The sequence below is a fragment of the Micromonospora sp. RTP1Z1 genome, from assembly GCF_033804685.1.
GTDB lineage: Bacteria > Actinomycetota > Actinomycetes > Mycobacteriales > Micromonosporaceae > Micromonospora.
The window spans coordinates 91,410-108,103 of the sequence record NZ_JAPFQV010000003.1; the positions used below are offsets into that span (position 1 = coordinate 91,410).

Consider the following 16,694-nt stretch of genomic DNA (forward strand, 5'->3'; position numbering starts at 1 on the left):
CCTGAATTGCGCTGAACCGGACGTACGGCGTTATGCTGACCGTGTTTTTGTACTGACCAGTCAGTTCAAAGGAAGTCGGGATGGGACGATGAAGATCGTCGAAGCAAGCGGGTTGGGGCTGCGAACCCGCCGGGGCTGGGCGTACCGGGACGTCGACCTCACCGCCGGGGCCGGCGAGCTGCACGCGGTGACCGGGCCACCCGGCAGCGGACGCACCTCCCTGCTGCTCGCCCTGGCCGGCAGCTTCCCGCACACCGAGGGGGAGCTGCGCCGGCGCGGCCCCGCCGCGCTCGGCCAGGTCGCCGGGGTGCACGAGCCCGACCCCACGCTGACCGTGGCCGAGCACATCCAGGAGCGGCTGCTGCTGCTCGGGCCGGTGCCGCGCCGCCGCCGGCAACTGGTGCCGGTCGCCGCCGTCCGGGCCCGCCGGGCGTACCGGCGGGACGCCTTCGCCGCCGCCATCGCCGGCGCCGGCTTCACCGACACCCCGCTCGAGCCCGACGTGTACGGCCGCGACCTCACCCCCGTGCAGCGACAGGTGCTCGGCCTGGTGCTGGCCAGCCTCAGCGGCCCCAACCTGATCGTCGCCGACGACGTGGACGCCGGATCCGACGCCCCCGAACGGGCCTGGATCTGGGCCGCCCTGTCCCGCCTCGCCGACCAGGGCTACGCGGTCGTCGCCAGCGCCCGCGCGGTCGAGACGGGCAGCACCGCGATCACCCACCGGGTCGGCGACCCGACCCTGCCCGTGCGTACCGAGCTGACCCCCGCCGCCCTCGTCGCGCCCCGCGCGGCGACCCAGCACGAGACCCCCGAGGTGACCGCATGAGTGTCGTTCGTCTCGCACTCTTCGAGCTGCGCCGGATGACCCGGGGCCGGCTGCCGCGCGCCGCGCTCGCCATCCTCACCGTCATCCCGCTGCTCTACGGCGCCCTCTACCTCTACGCCTTCTGGGACCCGTACGGGAACCTGGACCGCATCCCGGTCGCCCTGGTCAACGCCGACCGGCCGGCGAAGGCCAGCGACGGCACCGAGGTGCACGCCGGCCGGGACCTCACCGACGAGCTGATCCACCGCAAGGTCTTCGGCTGGACCGTCACGGATTCCGGAGACGCCGCCGCCGGTCTGCGCAGCGGTCGCTACCACCTGGTCTTCTCCATCCCGGCGGACTTCTCCGCCGCCCTGGCGGCCAGCCCCGAACCGGACCAGCCGGCCCGCCGGGGCGAGCTGAAGGTGGTCAACGACGACGCCACCAACTACCTCTCCGGGCTGCTCGCCCGCTCCGCGTTCAGCGAGATCCGGGCCGCCGCCGCGGAGAGCACCGCCGCCTCGTACTTCGACAAGATGCTGATCGGGTTCACCGACGCCAAGGCCGAGACCGGCCGGGCCGCCGACGGCGCCGGAAAGATCCACGACGGGCTCGGCGCCTCCGAGGACGGTGCCGGGAAGATCGCCGACGGGCTGGACACCTCCGCCGACGGCGCCGGGCAGCTCTCCGCCGGCCTCGACACGTCGGTCCAGGGCGCGCAGAAGCTCGCCAGCGGGCTCGACCAACTGCAGACCGGCGCCGCGCAGATCGCCGACGGCACCGCCCAGGCGGCCACCGCCACCCGCGCCGTCGCCGCCAAGGTGGACGGCGCCGCCGACAGCATCGAGCCGGTGCTGCGGGACAACGCCGAGCGGATCCAGCGCTCCGCCACCGCCATCGCCGAAGGCGCGCAGGCGCTCGCCGACGGCATCGACGCGCTGCCGGCCAAGGCGAACGAGGCGGTCACCCAGGCGGAGAAGGTCCGCGACCGGCTGGACGCGCTCGTCGCGGCCCACCCCGAACTGGCCGACGACCCCACCGTGGTCGCCGCCCGACAGGCCGCCAACCAGGCCGTCGCCGCCGCCAGGGCGGTCGCCTCCGGCCTCGACAAGACCGACCTGGCCGCGTTGAAGAAGCAGATGACCGAGGTCGCCGCGACCGCCCGGAAGATCGCCGCCGCCGCGCCGCACCTCGCCGACGACGTCGCCTCCGCCCGAGCCAAGGTCGACCAGCTCGCCAGCGGCCTCGGCAAGCTCGCCGACGGCAGCGCCCAGCTGCGCGACGGCCTCGGCAGCGCCGCCGACGGCGCCGACCAGCTCCGCGGCGGGCTGTACCGGCTCGCCACCGGCGCCCGCCAGCTCGACGGCGGGCTGGCCCAGCTCAGCAGCGGCAGCGACCGGCTCGCCGACGGCCTGACCAGGCTGGAGGGCGGCGCTGGCGACCTCGCCGACGGGCTCGCCGCCGGGGAGAAGAAGCTGCCCGGGTACGACGACGCGGACGACCGCGCCGACATCCTCGGCGACCCGGTGGGCCTGACCCGTGACTCGCACCACCCGGCCAGCTCGTACGGCGTGGGCTTCGCCCCGTACTTCCTCGCCCTGGCGCTCTGGGTCGGCGCGATGATCACGTACATGCTGCTGCGGCCGGTCAACCGGCGGCACGTGATGTCCGGAGCGCCCGGCTGGCGGGTCGCGCTCGCCGGCTGGCTGCCCGCCGCGGCGATCGGGCTGGCCCAGGCCGGCGTGCTCTTCGCAGTGGTGACCCTGGTGCTCGGCCTCCACCCGGTGCACGGGGCGGCGACCCTCGGGCTGCTGGCGCTGACCTCGCTCGCCTTCACCGCGATCATGCAGCTGCTCGGCGCGGCGCTCGGCCCGGCCGGCCGGCTCGCCGCGCTGGCCCTGCTGATGCTCCAGCTCACCTCGTCCGGCGGCACCTACCCGGTGCAGACCTCGCCCGGCTTCTTCCAGGCCATCCACCCCTGGCTGCCGATGACGTACGTGGTGGCCGGGCTCCGGCACACCATCAACGGCGGGCCCGCCGGACCGGTGCTCACCGGGGCGATCGTGCTCGCCGCCTTCGGGGCGGGCGCGATGGTGCTCACCATCGGGGCGACCCGCCGCTCCCGCCGGCTCACCCCGGCCAAGCTGCACCCCGAACTGACCATGTGAGGATGCTATGGGCCGGACGGCGGTGGCGCGGGGCTCCGGCAGGGGCCGGCCCTCCGGCGCGTGGCGGGGTTCTGGACGGGGAGGGCGAGTGACGGACGGACGGTCGCGGCGGCGGGAGGACACCCGCCAGCGCCTCTTCGTGGCGGCGGTGGAGCTCATCGCCGAGCAGGGTTTCTCGGCCACCACCGTGGACGACATCGCGGCCCGCGCCGGAGTGGCCAAGGGGACCGTCTACTACAACTTCGAGTCCAAGGCGGTGCTCTTCGAGGAGCTGCTGCGGCACGGCATCGGCCTGCTCACCGCCGACTTCCGGGCCGCGGTGGCCGGGCTGCCGCCGCGCGAGGCGCTCGCCGCCCTGGTCCGCGCCGAGCTGGAGTACATCCGCCGGTACCGGGCCTTCGCCCAGCTCCTGCTCTCGGAGATGTGGCGGACCAACCGGGAGTGGCAGCAGACCCTGCGGCTGCTGCGCGGCGAGGCGATCGAGGTGATCGCCGAGACCGTCCGGGCCGGGGTGGCCAGCGGCGACCTCCCGGCCGACCTGGACGTGCGGACGGCCAGCTCGGCGCTGTTCGGCGTCGGGCTGGTGGTGGCCGTGGACTGGCTGGTCTTTCAGCCGGAACGGCCCCTCGAGGACGTGCAGGAGGCGCTGCTCGGCATCGTCCGCCGGGTCGCCCAGACCTGACCGCGGACGACCGCCGGCGGTCGCCGTCACGGACCGGGACGCGGTAAATGCGTTGAGCGGTCGCGGCCATACGAGCAGGCTGGGGGCACCGCCCCGCCCACCCGAGTCCGGAGGACCCGTCCCATGCGCCTGCTCCGTGACCTCTGGGCCACCGCACCACGCCGGATGGCGGTCGTCGTCCTGCTGATCCTGCTCGGCGCCGGCGGCCAGGCCGCCGCCTCGGCGCTGGCCGGGCCGGTGCTGGTGCACCGCTCGGCGGGCTGGTTCGCGGTCCTGGCCGTGGCGCTGGTCGTAGCCGTCCTCACCGACCTCGCCGTCGGGCTGCTGATGGCCGGGCTGACCGCCGACTGGTCCGCCGACGTCCGCCGCCGGCTCTGCCGGGTGGCGCTCGGGCAGGACCTGCCCACCCTGGAAACCACCCCCGTCGGCGAGCTGCTCGACCGGATCGACAACGACGTCTACCAGGTCGCCGCCGAGATGCGGAACACCGGCGTCCGGCTCGTCCAGGGGCTGGCGGTGTGCCTGCTCGCCACGGCGAGCGCGCTGGTCGTCTGGTGGCCGGCCGGGCTGGGGATGGTGGTGCTGACCGCGCTGCTCGGCGTGGTGCTGCGTCGCCCCACGGCGCGGATCGCCCCCGCCCGGATGGCCGAGGAGGAAGCCTGGTCCGACCTCGCCGCGGTGATGGAGGAGGCGGTGCACGGCCAGGACGACGTCCGGACCAGCCTGGCCCGGCCGTACGTGCTGCGCCTCTACGCCCGGCGGGCCGCCGAGGTGATCGCCCGGGGCGGGCGGGTGTTCCGGCTGTCCGCCCGGGTCACCGCCCTCGCCGCCGGGTGCATCCGGATCGGCATCGCCGGCGTGGTGCTCGGCGGGGCATGGGCGCTGGCCGCCGGCCGGATCGACGGCGCCCGGCTCACCGCGATCTGGCTGCTCGCCCTCGCCTTCGGCGCGACCGTCGAGCACATCGCCCGCTGGGTGCCGCACCTGCAGTACGCGCTCGGCGCCTGGGCCCGGGTGCAGCTGCTCTCCGGCGCTCGGCAGGAACCCGCCGGCGGGGCCGCCCCGGCCGACGGCGACCTCACCGTCCGTGGGCTCACCTTCCGCTACCCGTCCGGCGGGGACGAGCGGGGGCCGGCGCTGCGCGACATCCGGCTCAGCTTCGTCCGCGGCCGGTCGTACGCCCTGGTCGGGCGGACCGGATCGGGCAAGTCCACGCTGGCCAAGGTGCTCACCCGGGCCGTCGACGTACCGCGCGGCACCGTCCTCCTCGGCGACACCGACCTGGTCGACCTGGACGTCGAGGCGCTGCGCCGGTGGATCGCCGTGGTGCCGCAGCGGACCGAGATCCTGGCCGGCACCCTGGCCGAGAACGTCGCGCTCTTCGACCCCGACCTGCTCGACGACGCCACCCGGGCGCTGGCGGAGCTGGGGCTGGCCGGCTGGATCGCCGAACTGCCCGACGGCGTGGACACCAAGCTCGGCGAGGGCGGGCACGTCCTCTCCGCCGGGCAGGAGCAGCTCGTGGCGTTCGCCCGGATCCTGGTCCGCGACCCGCACGTGGTGATCCTCGACGAGGCCACCGCCCGGCTCGACCCGGTCACCGAGACCCGGGTACGCCAGGCCACCGAGCGCCTGCTCGCCGACCGGATCGGCATCGTCATCGCCCACCGGCTCTCCTCGGTGCGCCGCTGCGACGAGGTGGTGGTGATGGCCGACGGCGTGGTGCTGGAGGCCGGACCGCTGCGCGAGTCGGCGCGCTTCGCCGAGCTGCTGGCCACCAGCCACGCGAGCGCGTACGCCGGGGCCGGGGGACGCCGGGGCGGCGTGGAGCTGCTGGACGGACCGGGCGGCGAGTGGGATCCCGATCCGGAGGGGCCGGCCGCGCCGGTGGTGATCGAGCGGCCGGTGGTCGTACCGAAGAGCGACCCGCCGCCGCCGCCCCCGGCGCCGCCCGCGCGGACCATGCGGGAGATCCTGCGGCTGGGCACCAACGACCCGCGGTACGGCCTGGCCTCCGTCACCCTGTTCATCGTGCTGACGCTGCTCGGCCTGGACGGCGCCGTGCTGCCGTGGCTCTGGGCCGACGTGATCGGCGGGGGCGACCCCTGGCTCCCGGCGCTCGGCATCGTCGCCGCGCTGCTGGTCGTCCTGCCGCTGCCCTACCTGACCAACCTGTGGTTCCCGCAGTGGTGGATCCGGCAGATGCTGCGGATCAGCCTGCGCCTGGTGCACGGGCAGACCGGGGCGCGCCGGGTCAGTGGGCACACCCCGGCCGAGGTGGTCGCCCAGGGCGGCGACACCGACCGGGTGGTGCAGCTCGCCGACAACCTGATGGACCAGTTCATCTCGGTGGCGATCGTGGTCACCATGACCGTGGTGACCGGCAGCGTCGTGCCGGCGCTCTTCTTCGCCGGGACGATGCTGGTCTCCGGGCTGGCGGCGACGCTGTTCGGGCCGCGGTTGGAGCGCACCGCCGGGGGCACCGTGAAGGCCCGGGCCGCCTTCGCCACCGCGTTGGTCTCCTCGCTGTCGGCGGCCCGTACGGTGAAGCTCGCCGGCGCCACCCGCCCGGTGCTCGACCACCTCGCGGCGCTGGACACCGTCCGCAGCGACCGGCAGCGCCGGGAGATCTCAATGCAGGTCTGGGCGCGCTCCACCCCGTCACTGGTCAGCGGCCTGCTGCCGATCGGCGCGTGGGCGGTCTACCTGGCCGGCGGGCTCTCCGCCGGTGCCACCCTGGTGGCGGTCTCCACCCTCGGGGCGGCCCGCTGGTTCGCCTGGACCACCGCGTCGCTGGTCTCGAACTACCCGTCGGCGCGGGTGTGGACCCGGCGGACCGTGGCGATGACCGGGATCGGGGAGTACTCGGCGGCGGTGTCGGGGGTCGACCTGGCCGCCGGCCGCGCGCCGGCGCCCGAACCGCCGCCGCGGCACCCGCTGCGCCGGCTCGACCTCGCCGGCTTCGGGGCGCTGCACTCCGACGGCACCCTCGCCGTCCGGGACGTCGACCTGACCGTCGTACGGGGACAGTTGGTGCTCGTGGTCGGGCCGGTCGGCGCCGGCAAGTCCTCGCTGCTGCGGGCGCTCGCCGGCATCGTGCACCACGTTGGCGGGCTGCGCTGGAACGGAGATCCGGTCACCGAGCCGGAGCTGTTCCTCCGCCCCAACCAGGTCGGCTACGTCAGTCAGCTGCCCCGGGTGCTCTCCGGCACGGTCGCCGACAACATCGCTCTCGGGCACGAGGTGGACGCCGCCGACGCGGTGACCACGGCGCAGCTGGAGCACGACCTGGCCGCGGCCGGTGGCGGGCTCGGGCTGCTGATCGGGCACAAGGGCACCCGGCTCTCCGGCGGGCAGCTCCAGCGGCTGGCGCTGGCCCGGGCGCTCGCACCGCGTACCGAGCTGCTGATCGCCGATGACGTGTCGTCCGCGCTCGACGTCACGACCGAGCTGGCGCTCTGGGCGGCGCTGCGCGACCGCGGGGTGACCGTGGTCGGGTCGACGTCCAAACGGGCCGCGCTGGTCCGGGCCGACCACGTGGTGGTGCTGGTCGACGGGTCGGTGGCGGCCCAGGGCCCCTGGCGCGACCTGGAACCCCACTGGTCGCACCTGGCGGGCTGACCCGCATGATCAACGGCTGTGCGGGCCCGACCCGGTCAGAAGGCGCGGGTGTACTGGTGGGGCCAGTGGGGTTCGGCGGTGAGCTTGCCGGCGGCGCGGCGGGGCCAGTACGGGTCGCGGAGCAGTTCCCGGCCCAGCAGCACCAGGTCGGCCTCGCCACCGGCGACGATCTCCTCGGCCTGCGCCGGCTCGACGATCAGGCCGACCGCGCCGGTGAGCACGCCCGCCTCGCGGCGGATCCGCGCGGCCAGCGGCACCTGGTAGCCGGGGCCGACCGGAATGCTCGCCCTCGCCGAGGCGCCGCCGGAGGAGGCGTCGACCAGGTCGACGCCGGCCGCGGCCAGCTCCCCGGCGAGCACCACGCTGTCCTCCACGGCCCAGCCGCCGTCGACCCAGTCGGTCGCCGAGATCCGGGTCAGCACCGGCACGGACTCGCCGACCGTGGCGCGGACCGCCCGGGCCACCTCCAGGGTCAGCCGCATCCGAGCGGCGCGGTCGCCGCCGTAGCCGTCCGTACGGTGGTTGGTCAGCGGGGAGAGGAACTCGTGCAGCAGGTAGCCGTGCGCGGCGTGGATCTCCACCGCGGCGAAGCCGGCGTCCAGCGCCCGGCCGGCAGCGGTCGCGAACGCGGCCACCACACCGGCTATCCCCGCCTCGTCCAGGGCGGTCGGCTCCCGGTAGTCGGGCAGGAACGGCTCGGCGCCCGGGCCGACCGGCGTCCAGCCGCCCTCGGCGTCCGGCACGCCGCCGCGTCGCTCGGCCCACGGCCGGTACGTCGCGGCCTTGAACCCCGCGTGCGCGAGCTGTACGGCCGGCACGGCGCCCTGCGCGGCGATGAACGCGGTGATCGGGCGCCAGGCGTCGACGTGCGGGCCGGACCAGAGGCCGACGTCCTGCGGGCTGATCCGGCCCTCGGGGACCACCGCGGTGGCCTCGGTGACGATCAGGCCGGCGCCACCGACGGCCCGGGAGCCCAGGTGGGTCTGGTGCCAGTCGGTCGGCAGCCCGTCCGGGCCGGCGCTGTACTGGCACATGGGGGCCATCGCGACCCGGTTGGGCAGGGTGACGCCGCGTAGGGCGAGCGGGGTGAACAGGGCACTCATGCGGTGATCCTCCTCGAACACGACGGCGAGGAGGGCACGGGGCCCTCCTCGCCGATCGGTGGATGTCAGGCCGGGACGGGAGCCAGCTCGTCGGCGGACCGCGTCTCGTCGGCGTCGACCAGCTCACGCCTGCCGGCCGACTCGTACGCGGCCCGGTCGAGGGTGCCCTCGCGGGCGGCCACGATGGTCGGGACGAGGGCCTGGCCGGCCACGTTGGTGGCGGTGCGGATCATGTCCAGGATCGGGTCGATCGCCAGCAGCAGGCCGGCGCCGGCCAGCGGCAGGCCCAGCGTGCTCAGGGTCAGGGTCAGCATCACGATCGCACCGGTCAGGCCGGCGGTGGCGGCCGAGCCGACCACCGAGACGAAGGCGATCAGCAGGTAGTCGCCGATGCCCAGGTGCACCCCGAAGACCTGCGCCACGAAGATCGCGGCCAGGGCCGGGTAGATGGCGGCGCAGCCGTCCATCTTGGTGGTGGCGCCGAACGGCACGGCGAAGGAGGCGTACTCGCGGGGGACGCCGAGCCGCTCGACGGAGCGCTGGGTCACCGGCATGGTGCCCACCGAGGAGCGGGAGACGAAGGCCAGCTCGATGGCGGGCCAGGCGCCGGCGAAGAAGCGTAGCGGGTTGAGCCGGCCGGCGACCACCAGCAGCACCGGGTAGACGACGAAGAGCACGATCGCGCAGCCGACGTAGACGGCGGTGGTGAACTTGGCGAGCGGGGCGAGCAGGTCCCAGCCGTACGAGGCGACGGCGTGGCCGATCAGGCCGAGGGTGCCGATCGGGGCGAGCCGGATCACCCACCAGAGGGCCTTCTGCACGATGCTCAGCACGGACCGGTTGAACTCGACGAACGGCTCGGCGGCCTGGCCGACCAGCAGCGCGGCGGCGCCGACCACCAGGGCGAGGAAGACGATCTGGAGGACGTTGCCCTCGACGAACGCGCCGACCGGGTTGGTCGGCACGATGCCGCTGAGGAAGTCGGTCCACGAGCCGGTGGTCTTCGGCGGCGCGGCGCCGCCCACGTCCAGCGTCACCCCGCGACCCGGGTCGGTGAGCAGGCCGAGGCCGATGCCGATGCTCACCGCGATCAGGGCGGTGATGCCGAACCAGAGCAGCGTCTTCAGCGCCAGCCGGGCGGCGTTGGCCACGCCGCGCAGGCTGACCACGCTGACCACGATGGCGGTGAAGACCAGCGGCGGGACGGCCAGCTTGAGCAGCTGGATGAAGAGGCCGCCGACGGTGTCGAGGGTGCTGGCGAGCCAGCTCAGGTCGTTGGCGCGGGCGAGGAAGCCGAGCGCCACGCCGAGCACGAGGCCGAGCAGGATCTGCACGGAAAAGGGGATCTTGCGCAAGGCGGAAGCCATGAGGATGCGTCCAAGGGTCTGGGGGTCGAACGGGGCAGCGTCAGGAGAGCGGCTGCGCCGGACAGACGCCGCTGGCCTGCAGTCGGAGGTCGACGTACAGGCGCACGGTGAGGTGCCAGACATTGGTCATCGCCTGCCGACGCTACTCCCAGCCAACCCGCAGCTGGAAGGAGTGGTCGGCGTGACGCCCCTTACAACGGTGGTTCCCGCCCCGATGCTCCGCTGATCACGACCGGGTGCCGGGCCAGGCCGAGCGCGGTGGCGGTGGCCAGGCCCCAGCCGGCCGCCACCGTCAGCAGCAGCCGCTCCAGCACCCCGACCAGGCCGCCGCGCCCCACGGTCAGCATCGCCACGGCGATCGCGGCGGAGCACGGCAGCGCCAGCGCCGCGCCGAGGCCGGCAATCCAGCGGACCGCCCGGTCGGCGGCGGGGGAGCGGAGCAGGGCCAGCATCGCGAAGACCACCGAGGCCGTCGCCGCGATGCTCGCGCCGCCGTGCACCAGGTCGGCCACGGTGGGCGTCTCGAACGGCGGCAGCGGGCAGCCGGCGCTGCACGCCACCGCGCCCGAGAGCAGCGTGAGGACGCTGCCGGCCGCGAGCAGCGCCCCGGCCACCCGCAGCGCCGTGGGCAGCGCCACCGCGAGCAGCAGCAGCGCCGCGGCCAGCGCGAAGATCCCGATCCGGTACGCCGGGGCGTACCCGCTGTCGGTGACGCCGGCCTCGCTGACGTACCCGGTGGGGCCCGGACCGGGACCGGCGACCACGGCGACCGTCACCGCGACCGCGCCCGCCAGGGTGCAGCCGGCGGCGGCCGACGCGGCGACGACCCGGCCGAGGCCCCGGTCAGCCACGCCCGTGCGGCGTGGTCCAGCCGGAAAGGTCCGGGCCGAGCGGCACGATGCCGGTCGGGTTGATCTCCCGGTGCGTGCCGTAGTAGTGCCGCTTGATGTGGTCGAAGTCCACCGTCTCCCCGAAGCCGGGGGTCTGGAACAGGTCCCGGGCGTACGCCCAGAGCACCGGCATCTCGGTCAGCTTCTGCCGGTTGCACTTGAAGTGCCCGTGGTACGCCACGTCGAAGCGGACCAGTGTGGTGAAGAACCGCACGTCCGCCTCGGTGATCGTGTCGCCCATCAGGTAGCGCCGCCCGGCCAGCCGCTCCGACAGCGCGTCCAGCCGGGCGAACAGCGCGGTGTACGCCTCGTCGTACGCCTCCTGCGAGGTGGCGAAGCCGCACCGGTAGACCCCGTTGTTGACGTCCCGGTGGATCTCCGCCATCAGGGCGTCCAGCTCCGGGCGCAGCTCGATCGGGTACAGGTCCGGCGCGTCCGGGGCGTGGAACCGCTGCCACTCGGTGGAGAGGTCCAGGGTGAGCTGCGGGTAGTCGTTGGTGACCACCCGCCCGGTGAGCGTGTCGACCAGTGCCGGCACGGTCACCCGCCCGCTGTAGTCCGGGTCGGTGGCCAGGTACGCCTCGGAGAGGAAGCCGATGCCGAGCGCCGGGTCGAAGCCGTCCTGGTCGAGGGTGAACCGCCAGCCCCGCTCGTCCCGGATCGGGTCGACCGTGCCCAGCGAGATGACGTCCGCCAGCCCGAGCAGGCGCCGCACGATCCGGGCCCGGTGCGCCCAGGGGCAGGCCCGGCACCAGATCAGCCGGTACCGGCCGGCCTCCAGCGGCCACCGGTCCTGCTCGTCCGGCCCGCCGCCGGGCGGTGACGTCGAGTGCGGGGTGACCCGACCGGTGAACCGGTTGGGCTGGCGGACGAACTCGCCGGTGCCGGCGGTCTCTGCGCTGAACTGGGCCCGGGCCATGCCGTCAACCTATCCGCTCCGGGCGTGGATATCCTGGCGCCAGGCGTCCCCGTGACCCGGTGGACGCCGCCCCCGCCCTTCCCACCCCCGAAGGACAGACGCCGATGACCGTGGCATACCTCGTGGCCGGAGTTCGCACCCCGATCGGCCGGTACGCCGGCGCCCTCGCCGGGGTACGCCCCGACGACCTCGCCGCCCACGTGATCCGGGAGCTGGTCGCCCGGCACCCGTCGGTGGACTGGGCCCGCACCGACGACGTGCTCCTCGGCTGCGCCAACCAGGCCGGCGAGGACAACCCCAACGTGGCCCGGATGGCGGCGCTCCTCGGCGGCCTGCCCGAGGAGGTCCCGGGCAGCACGGTCAACCGGCTCTGCGGCTCCGGCCTGGACGCCCTGGCCACCGCCGCCCGGTCCATCGTGGCCGGGGAGGCCGACCTGGTGGTCGCCGGCGGAGTGGAGAGCATGAGCCGGGCGCCCTTCGTGATGCCGAAGGCGACCACGCCGTTCTCCCGCACCGCCGAGGTCTACGACACCACCATCGGCTGGCGGCTGGTCAACCCGCTGATGACGCAGCGGTGGGGCATCGACTCGATGCCGGAGACGGCGGAAAATGTCGCCGCCGAGCACGGCGTCGACCGGGCCGCCCAGGACGGGTTCGCGTACCGCTCGCAGCAGCGGGCCGCCAAGGCGCAGGCCGACGGCCGGTTCGCCGAGGAGATCGTGCCGGTGACCGTGCCGGCCGGGCGCCGCGAGACGAAGCTGGTCGAGGTCGACGAGCACCCGCGGGAGACGTCGCTGGAGAAGCTCGCCGCGCTGCCCACCCCGTTCCGCGAGGGCGGCACGGTCACCGCGGGCAACTCCTCCGGCGTCAACGACGGCGCGGTCGCCCTGTTGGTCGCCTCCGAGGCCGCCGTGTCCCGGTACGGCCTCACCCCGCTCGCCCGGATCGGCGGCGCCGCCGCGGCCGGCGTGCCGCCGCGGATCATGGGGATGGGGCCGGTGCCGGCCACCCGCAAGCTGCTCGACCGGCGCGGCCTCGGGCTCGCCGACATCGACGTGATCGAGCTGAACGAGGCGTTCGCCGCCCAGTCCGTCGCCGTGCTGCGCGAGCTGGGCCTGCCGGAGGACGCCGAGCACGTCAACCCGAACGGCGGCGCGATCGCCCTCGGCCACCCGCTGGGGGCCAGCGGCGCCCGGCTGGCGCTCACCGCCGCGCTGGAGCTGCGCCGCCGGGGCGGCCGGCGGGCCCTCGCGACCATGTGCGTCGGCGTGGGGCAGGGCATCTCGCTGCTGCTGGAGTCCGCCGCCTGACGAGGGTCCGCCGCCGCCTCGCCGGTGGCGGACCACCGCCCGCCTGTGTCGAAAAGCCGATCTCCCGTCGGTTGGCGGACGCGCCTAGAGTGGTCAGCACCACACGATCCGCGGGTCGGCCGGTGTCGCTTCCGCGCGCCCGGACACCACCGCCTCCCGCGCCGCGGCGACGAACTGGGGCGACGTGATGCAGATGCCGGACGGACTTCCCGCCGAGATCGACCTGAGCCGCCCGAGCGCGTCCCGGGTCTACGACTACTTCCTCGGCGGCGCGCACAACTTCGAGATCGACCGGCAGCTCGCCGAGCAGATCGCCAGCATGACCCCGAACCTGGCGGCCACCATGCGCTCGGGCCGGGATTTCCTGCGCCGGGCCGTCCGGGCGCTGCTCGACGCCGGGATCGACCAGTTCCTCGACATCGGCTCCGGCATCCCGACCGTCGGCAACGTGCACGAGGTCGCCCAGGCGGCGAACCCCAAGGCACGGATCGTCTACGTCGACATCGACCCGGTCGCCGTGGCGCACAGCCGCGAGCTGCTCGCCGGCAACGACCTCACCGCCGTCCTCCACGCCGACCTGCGCGAGCCGGAGCGGATCTTCGCCGAGGCCCGCGAGTCGGGCCTGATCGACTTCGGCCGGCCGGTCGGCATCCTGCTCGCCGGGGTGGTGCACTTCATCCCGGACGCCGACCGCCCCGGGGACATCCTGGCCACCCTGCGGGCCGCCGCCGCGCCCGGCAGCCACCTGGTCGTCTCGCACTCCACCTTCGAGGACCAGCCGCAGGAGATGCTCGACGCGCAGCGGCTGGCGGCGCGTACCGCCACCGAGATCACGCTCCGTTCGCGCGCCGAGATCAGCTCCTTGTTCGGCGACTGGACGATCCTCGAACCGGGCGTGGTGCACATGCCGCTGTGGCGCCCGGACTTACCGTCCGACGTGGACGAACACCCCGAGCGGTTCGGTGCCTTCGGCGGCGTCGCCCGGCACGACCAGCCCGCCGGCTGAGCCGACATGGACGCCGCGCCGGTGCCCGGCGGGGAGGACTTCAGCCGGCCGGGTGCCCAGGCGTACGCCGCCGAGTGGGTTCGGGCGGTCCGCCGGCTCGGGTTCGTGCCGCTGAGCGCGACCGAGACCGAACGGCTGCTGCTCGTGCACACCGTACGGCTGGCCCAGGCCCTTCTCGCCCCGACGTTCTCCGCGCAGGCGGCGGAGGACGTCGGGCGGGCGCTGGTGGAGGCCCACCTCACCGAGGCCGGCGTGCTCGACTGGTCGGTGCGCGCGCTCGGTGACCAGTTCCTGGCCCGCGTGCTGCCCGCCCGGGCGGACCGGCCCGAGGCGCGGGAGCGGGTGGCGGCGTTGCGGGGCGGGCTGGCCGCCGGCTTCGCCCGGGCGCTGCGCGATCGCACCTTCAGCCAGCAGGAGCGGATCGCCCGCTCGGCCTGGCAGGCCCGGGACGCGGTCGAGCAGGCGCTGCGGGACAGCGAGGCCCGGTTCCGCGCGGTGTTCACCGGGGCGGCGATCGGGATCGGCATCGCCGGCATCGACGGCCGGATCATCGACGTCAACCGCTCCTTCGCCGACATGCTCGGCTACACCATCGAGGAACTGCGCGAGATCACCGTCGACTCGCTCTTCCCCGCCGACGACGCCGCCGGCATGTGGGAGCTGTACCCGGAGCTGGTCGACGGCAAGCACGACAGCGCCCGGGTGGAGAAGCGCTACCACCGCAAGGACGGCAGCATCGTCTGGACCGACCTCGCGGTCTCACTGATCCGGTACGACGACGGCCGGCCCCGGTTCACCGTCGCGATGATCGAGGACATCACCGAGCGGTACGAGCTCCAGCAGCGGCTCCGCTTCCAGGCGCTGCACGACCCGCTCACCGGCCTGCCCAACCGGACGCTCTTCTTCGAGACGCTGAGCAGGGTCTTCGACACCGCCGGCGAGGAGCAGCGGGTCGGCATCTGCTTCCTCGACCTGGACGGCTTCAAGGCGATCAACGACAGCCTCGGCCACGACCTCGGCGACCTGCTGCTGATCGTGATCAGCCGGCGACTCGCCGACTGCGTCGCCGGGCGCGGCCACCTGGTCGCCCGGATGGGCGGCGACGAGTTCGTCATCCTGATGGACTCCGGCGGCGGCCTCGACGACGCGGTGGAGGTGGCCGAGCTGGCCCTGGCCGCGGTCTCCGCCCCGGTGCACGTCGGCGACCAGCAGCTCGCGGTCTCGGCCAGCATCGGCATCGTGGAGTGCCCGGCCGCGGAGACCAGCGTCTCGGAGCTGATGAAGGCCGCGGACATCACCCTCTACTGGGCGAAGGCGGAGGGGCGGGGCCGGTGGGCGGTCTACGACCCGGAGCGCAGCGCCGCCGACATCGCCCGCTCCGCCCTGGCCGCCGGCCTGCCGGTCGCGCTGGACCGGGGCGAGTTCGTGCTGCACTACCAGCCCATCGTGTCGCTGCTCGACGGCACGATGCTCGCGGTGGAGGCGCTGGTCCGCTGGCAGCACCCGGACCTGGGGTTGATCGGGCCGGACCGGTTCATCGGGCTGGCCGAGGAGACCGGGCTGATCGTCCGGCTCGGCGCCTGGGTGCTCCGGCAGGCGTGCCGGGACGCCGAGGGGTGGCGGCGGGCGTACCCGGACGCGCGGCTGGTGGTCAGCGTCAACCTGGCCGCCCGGCAGGCCGACGACCCGGCGATCGTGGACACGGTGGCCGAGGCGTTGACCCGGACCGGGCTCCCGGCGGAGCTGCTGCAGCTGGAGTTGACCGAGAGCGCCGTGATGGGCGCCGCCGGGGAGCCGCTGCGGTCGTTGCGCGAACTGGCCGACCTGGGCGTCCGGCTGGCCATCGACGACTTCGGCACCGGGTACTCGAACCTGGCGTACCTGCGCCGGTTGCCGATCCACTGCCTGAAGCTGGCCGGCCCCTTCGTCGAGGGGATCCGGGCCGACGGGGCGGATGCCGCGGCCGACCACCGGGACGAGCGGATCGTCGACGCGCTGGTCCGGCTGGCGCACGCGCTGGAGCTCTGGGTCACCGCCGAGGCGGTGGAGACCGAGGTGCAGGCCGAACGGCTGCGGGCGCTGCGCTGCGACACCGGGCAGGGGCGCTGGTTCGGCGCGCCGGTGCCGGCGGAGCGGATCCGCGCCCGGCTCGCCGGCGGGGAGTTGCCGTGAGCGCGAGGAGTGAGCCGGTATTGCGAGCCCCGCAGTCGCGAGCTGAGGAGATGCCGTGAGCGCGAGGAGTGAGCCGGTTTTGCGAGCCCCGCAGTCGCGAGCTGAGGAGATGCCGTGAGTCTCACCGACACGCAGGCGGTGGTCTCGGTGGTGGCCGCGCTGGCCATCCTGGCCGGGCTGGCCGGGGTGGTGGTGCCCGGGCTGCCGGCCCTGCCGCTCTGCTGGGGCGGGGTGCTGGTCTGGGCGCTCTTCGGGGCTGCCGGGCCCGGCCGCTGGGCGGTGCTCGCCGCCGCCACCGTGGTCGCCGCTGGCGGCACGGTGGTCAAGTACCTCTGGCCCGGGCGGAACCTGAAGCGGACCGGCGTGCCCACGTCGTCCATGTTGGCCGGGGGACTGCTGGGGCTGGTCGGCTTCTTCGTCATTCCGGTGGTCGGCTTGGTGATCGGCTTCGTGGCCGGGGTGTGGGGCGCGGAACGGCTGCGGCTGGGCAGCAACCAGCTCGCCTGGCCGGCGACGATGCAGGCGCTGAAGGCGGCCGGGCTGTCGATGCTCGTGGAGTTCGGGGCCGGCCTGGTGATCGCGGTCCTCTGGGTGGCCGGGCTGCTGTTCGTCTGAACCGGCCTGGCGGGGGCGGGTCGCGCGGTGGTG

The 16,694-nt window shown here is 74.6% G+C and carries 12 protein-coding genes; 8 read left to right on the forward strand and 4 right to left on the reverse strand.

All coding sequences use genetic code 11. The annotated features are described in order from the left end of the window. The first annotated feature begins 88 nt into the window (after window positions 1-88). From SLP03_RS02760 to SLP03_RS02775, 4 genes are all read left to right on the forward strand, one after another. Window positions 89-829, forward strand: coding sequence for an ATP-binding cassette domain-containing protein (locus tag SLP03_RS02760; protein ID WP_319458886.1), 741 nt, complete (start codon window positions 89-91; stop codon window positions 827-829). Beyond that, on the forward strand, window positions 826-2,976 hold the full coding sequence (locus tag SLP03_RS02765) for a YhgE/Pip domain-containing protein (protein ID WP_319458887.1): 2,151 nt from the start codon (window positions 826-828) through the stop codon (window positions 2,974-2,976). The genes SLP03_RS02760 and SLP03_RS02765 overlap by 4 nt, the downstream gene beginning before the upstream one ends. 88 nt (window positions 2,977-3,064) lie before the next feature. Further along, window positions 3,065-3,658 carry a TetR/AcrR family transcriptional regulator gene (locus tag SLP03_RS02770; RefSeq protein ID WP_319458888.1) on the forward strand — a complete coding sequence of 198 codons (594 nt, stop codon included), beginning with the start codon at window positions 3,065-3,067 and terminating at the stop codon, window positions 3,656-3,658. Window positions 3,659-3,781: 123 nt separating this feature from the next. Continuing rightward, window positions 3,782-7,279, forward strand: coding sequence for an ABC transporter ATP-binding protein/permease (locus SLP03_RS02775; RefSeq protein ID WP_319458889.1), 3,498 nt, complete (start codon window positions 3,782-3,784; stop codon window positions 7,277-7,279). Window positions 7,280-7,314: 35 nt separating this feature from the next. Here SLP03_RS02775 and SLP03_RS02780 read toward each other — a convergent pair whose 3' ends face one another. From SLP03_RS02780 to SLP03_RS02795, 4 genes are all read right to left on the reverse strand, one after another. Beyond that, window positions 7,315-8,382 (reverse strand): NADH:flavin oxidoreductase/NADH oxidase, encoded by a 1,068-nt coding sequence (locus tag SLP03_RS02780; protein WP_319458890.1) that lies wholly within the window; start codon window positions 8,380-8,382, stop codon window positions 7,315-7,317. Window positions 8,383-8,447: 65 nt separating this feature from the next. Further along, a complete protein-coding gene (locus tag SLP03_RS02785; protein WP_319458964.1) occupies window positions 8,448-9,737 on the reverse strand; it encodes a dicarboxylate/amino acid:cation symporter in 1,290 nt (429 codons plus the stop codon). A 203-nt stretch (window positions 9,738-9,940) separates the two neighbouring features. After that, on the reverse strand, window positions 9,941-10,600 hold the full coding sequence (locus tag SLP03_RS02790; RefSeq protein WP_319458891.1) for a DUF998 domain-containing protein: 660 nt from the start codon (window positions 10,598-10,600) through the stop codon (window positions 9,941-9,943). Further along, window positions 10,593-11,558 carry a glutathione S-transferase family protein gene (locus SLP03_RS02795; RefSeq protein WP_319458892.1) on the reverse strand — a complete coding sequence of 322 codons (966 nt, stop codon included), beginning with the start codon at window positions 11,556-11,558 and terminating at the stop codon, window positions 10,593-10,595. The genes SLP03_RS02790 and SLP03_RS02795 overlap by 8 nt, the downstream gene beginning before the upstream one ends. A gap of 104 nt (window positions 11,559-11,662) precedes the next feature. On the opposite strand from SLP03_RS02795, the gene pcaF reads away from it, so the two are divergent. The 4 genes from pcaF to SLP03_RS02815 all read left to right on the forward strand — a co-directional run bounded on the left by pcaF (window position 11,663) and on the right by SLP03_RS02815 (window position 16,661). After that, window positions 11,663-12,868: a 3-oxoadipyl-CoA thiolase gene (pcaF, locus tag SLP03_RS02800; RefSeq protein WP_319458893.1), complete on the forward strand. Its 1,206-nt coding sequence runs from the start codon at window positions 11,663-11,665 to the stop codon at window positions 12,866-12,868. A gap of 187 nt (window positions 12,869-13,055) precedes the next feature. Beyond that, window positions 13,056-13,874 carry an SAM-dependent methyltransferase gene (locus SLP03_RS02805; RefSeq protein WP_319458894.1) on the forward strand — a complete coding sequence of 273 codons (819 nt, stop codon included), beginning with the start codon at window positions 13,056-13,058 and terminating at the stop codon, window positions 13,872-13,874. Window positions 13,875-13,880: 6 nt separating this feature from the next. Next, complete coding sequence (locus SLP03_RS02810) at window positions 13,881-16,046, forward strand: putative bifunctional diguanylate cyclase/phosphodiesterase (RefSeq protein ID WP_319458895.1); 2,166 nt, start codon at window positions 13,881-13,883, stop codon at window positions 16,044-16,046. Between the two features lie 114 nt (window positions 16,047-16,160). Then, complete coding sequence (locus SLP03_RS02815) at window positions 16,161-16,661, forward strand: DUF456 domain-containing protein (RefSeq protein WP_319458896.1); 501 nt, start codon at window positions 16,161-16,163, stop codon at window positions 16,659-16,661. Window positions 16,662-16,694 lie beyond the last annotated feature (33 nt).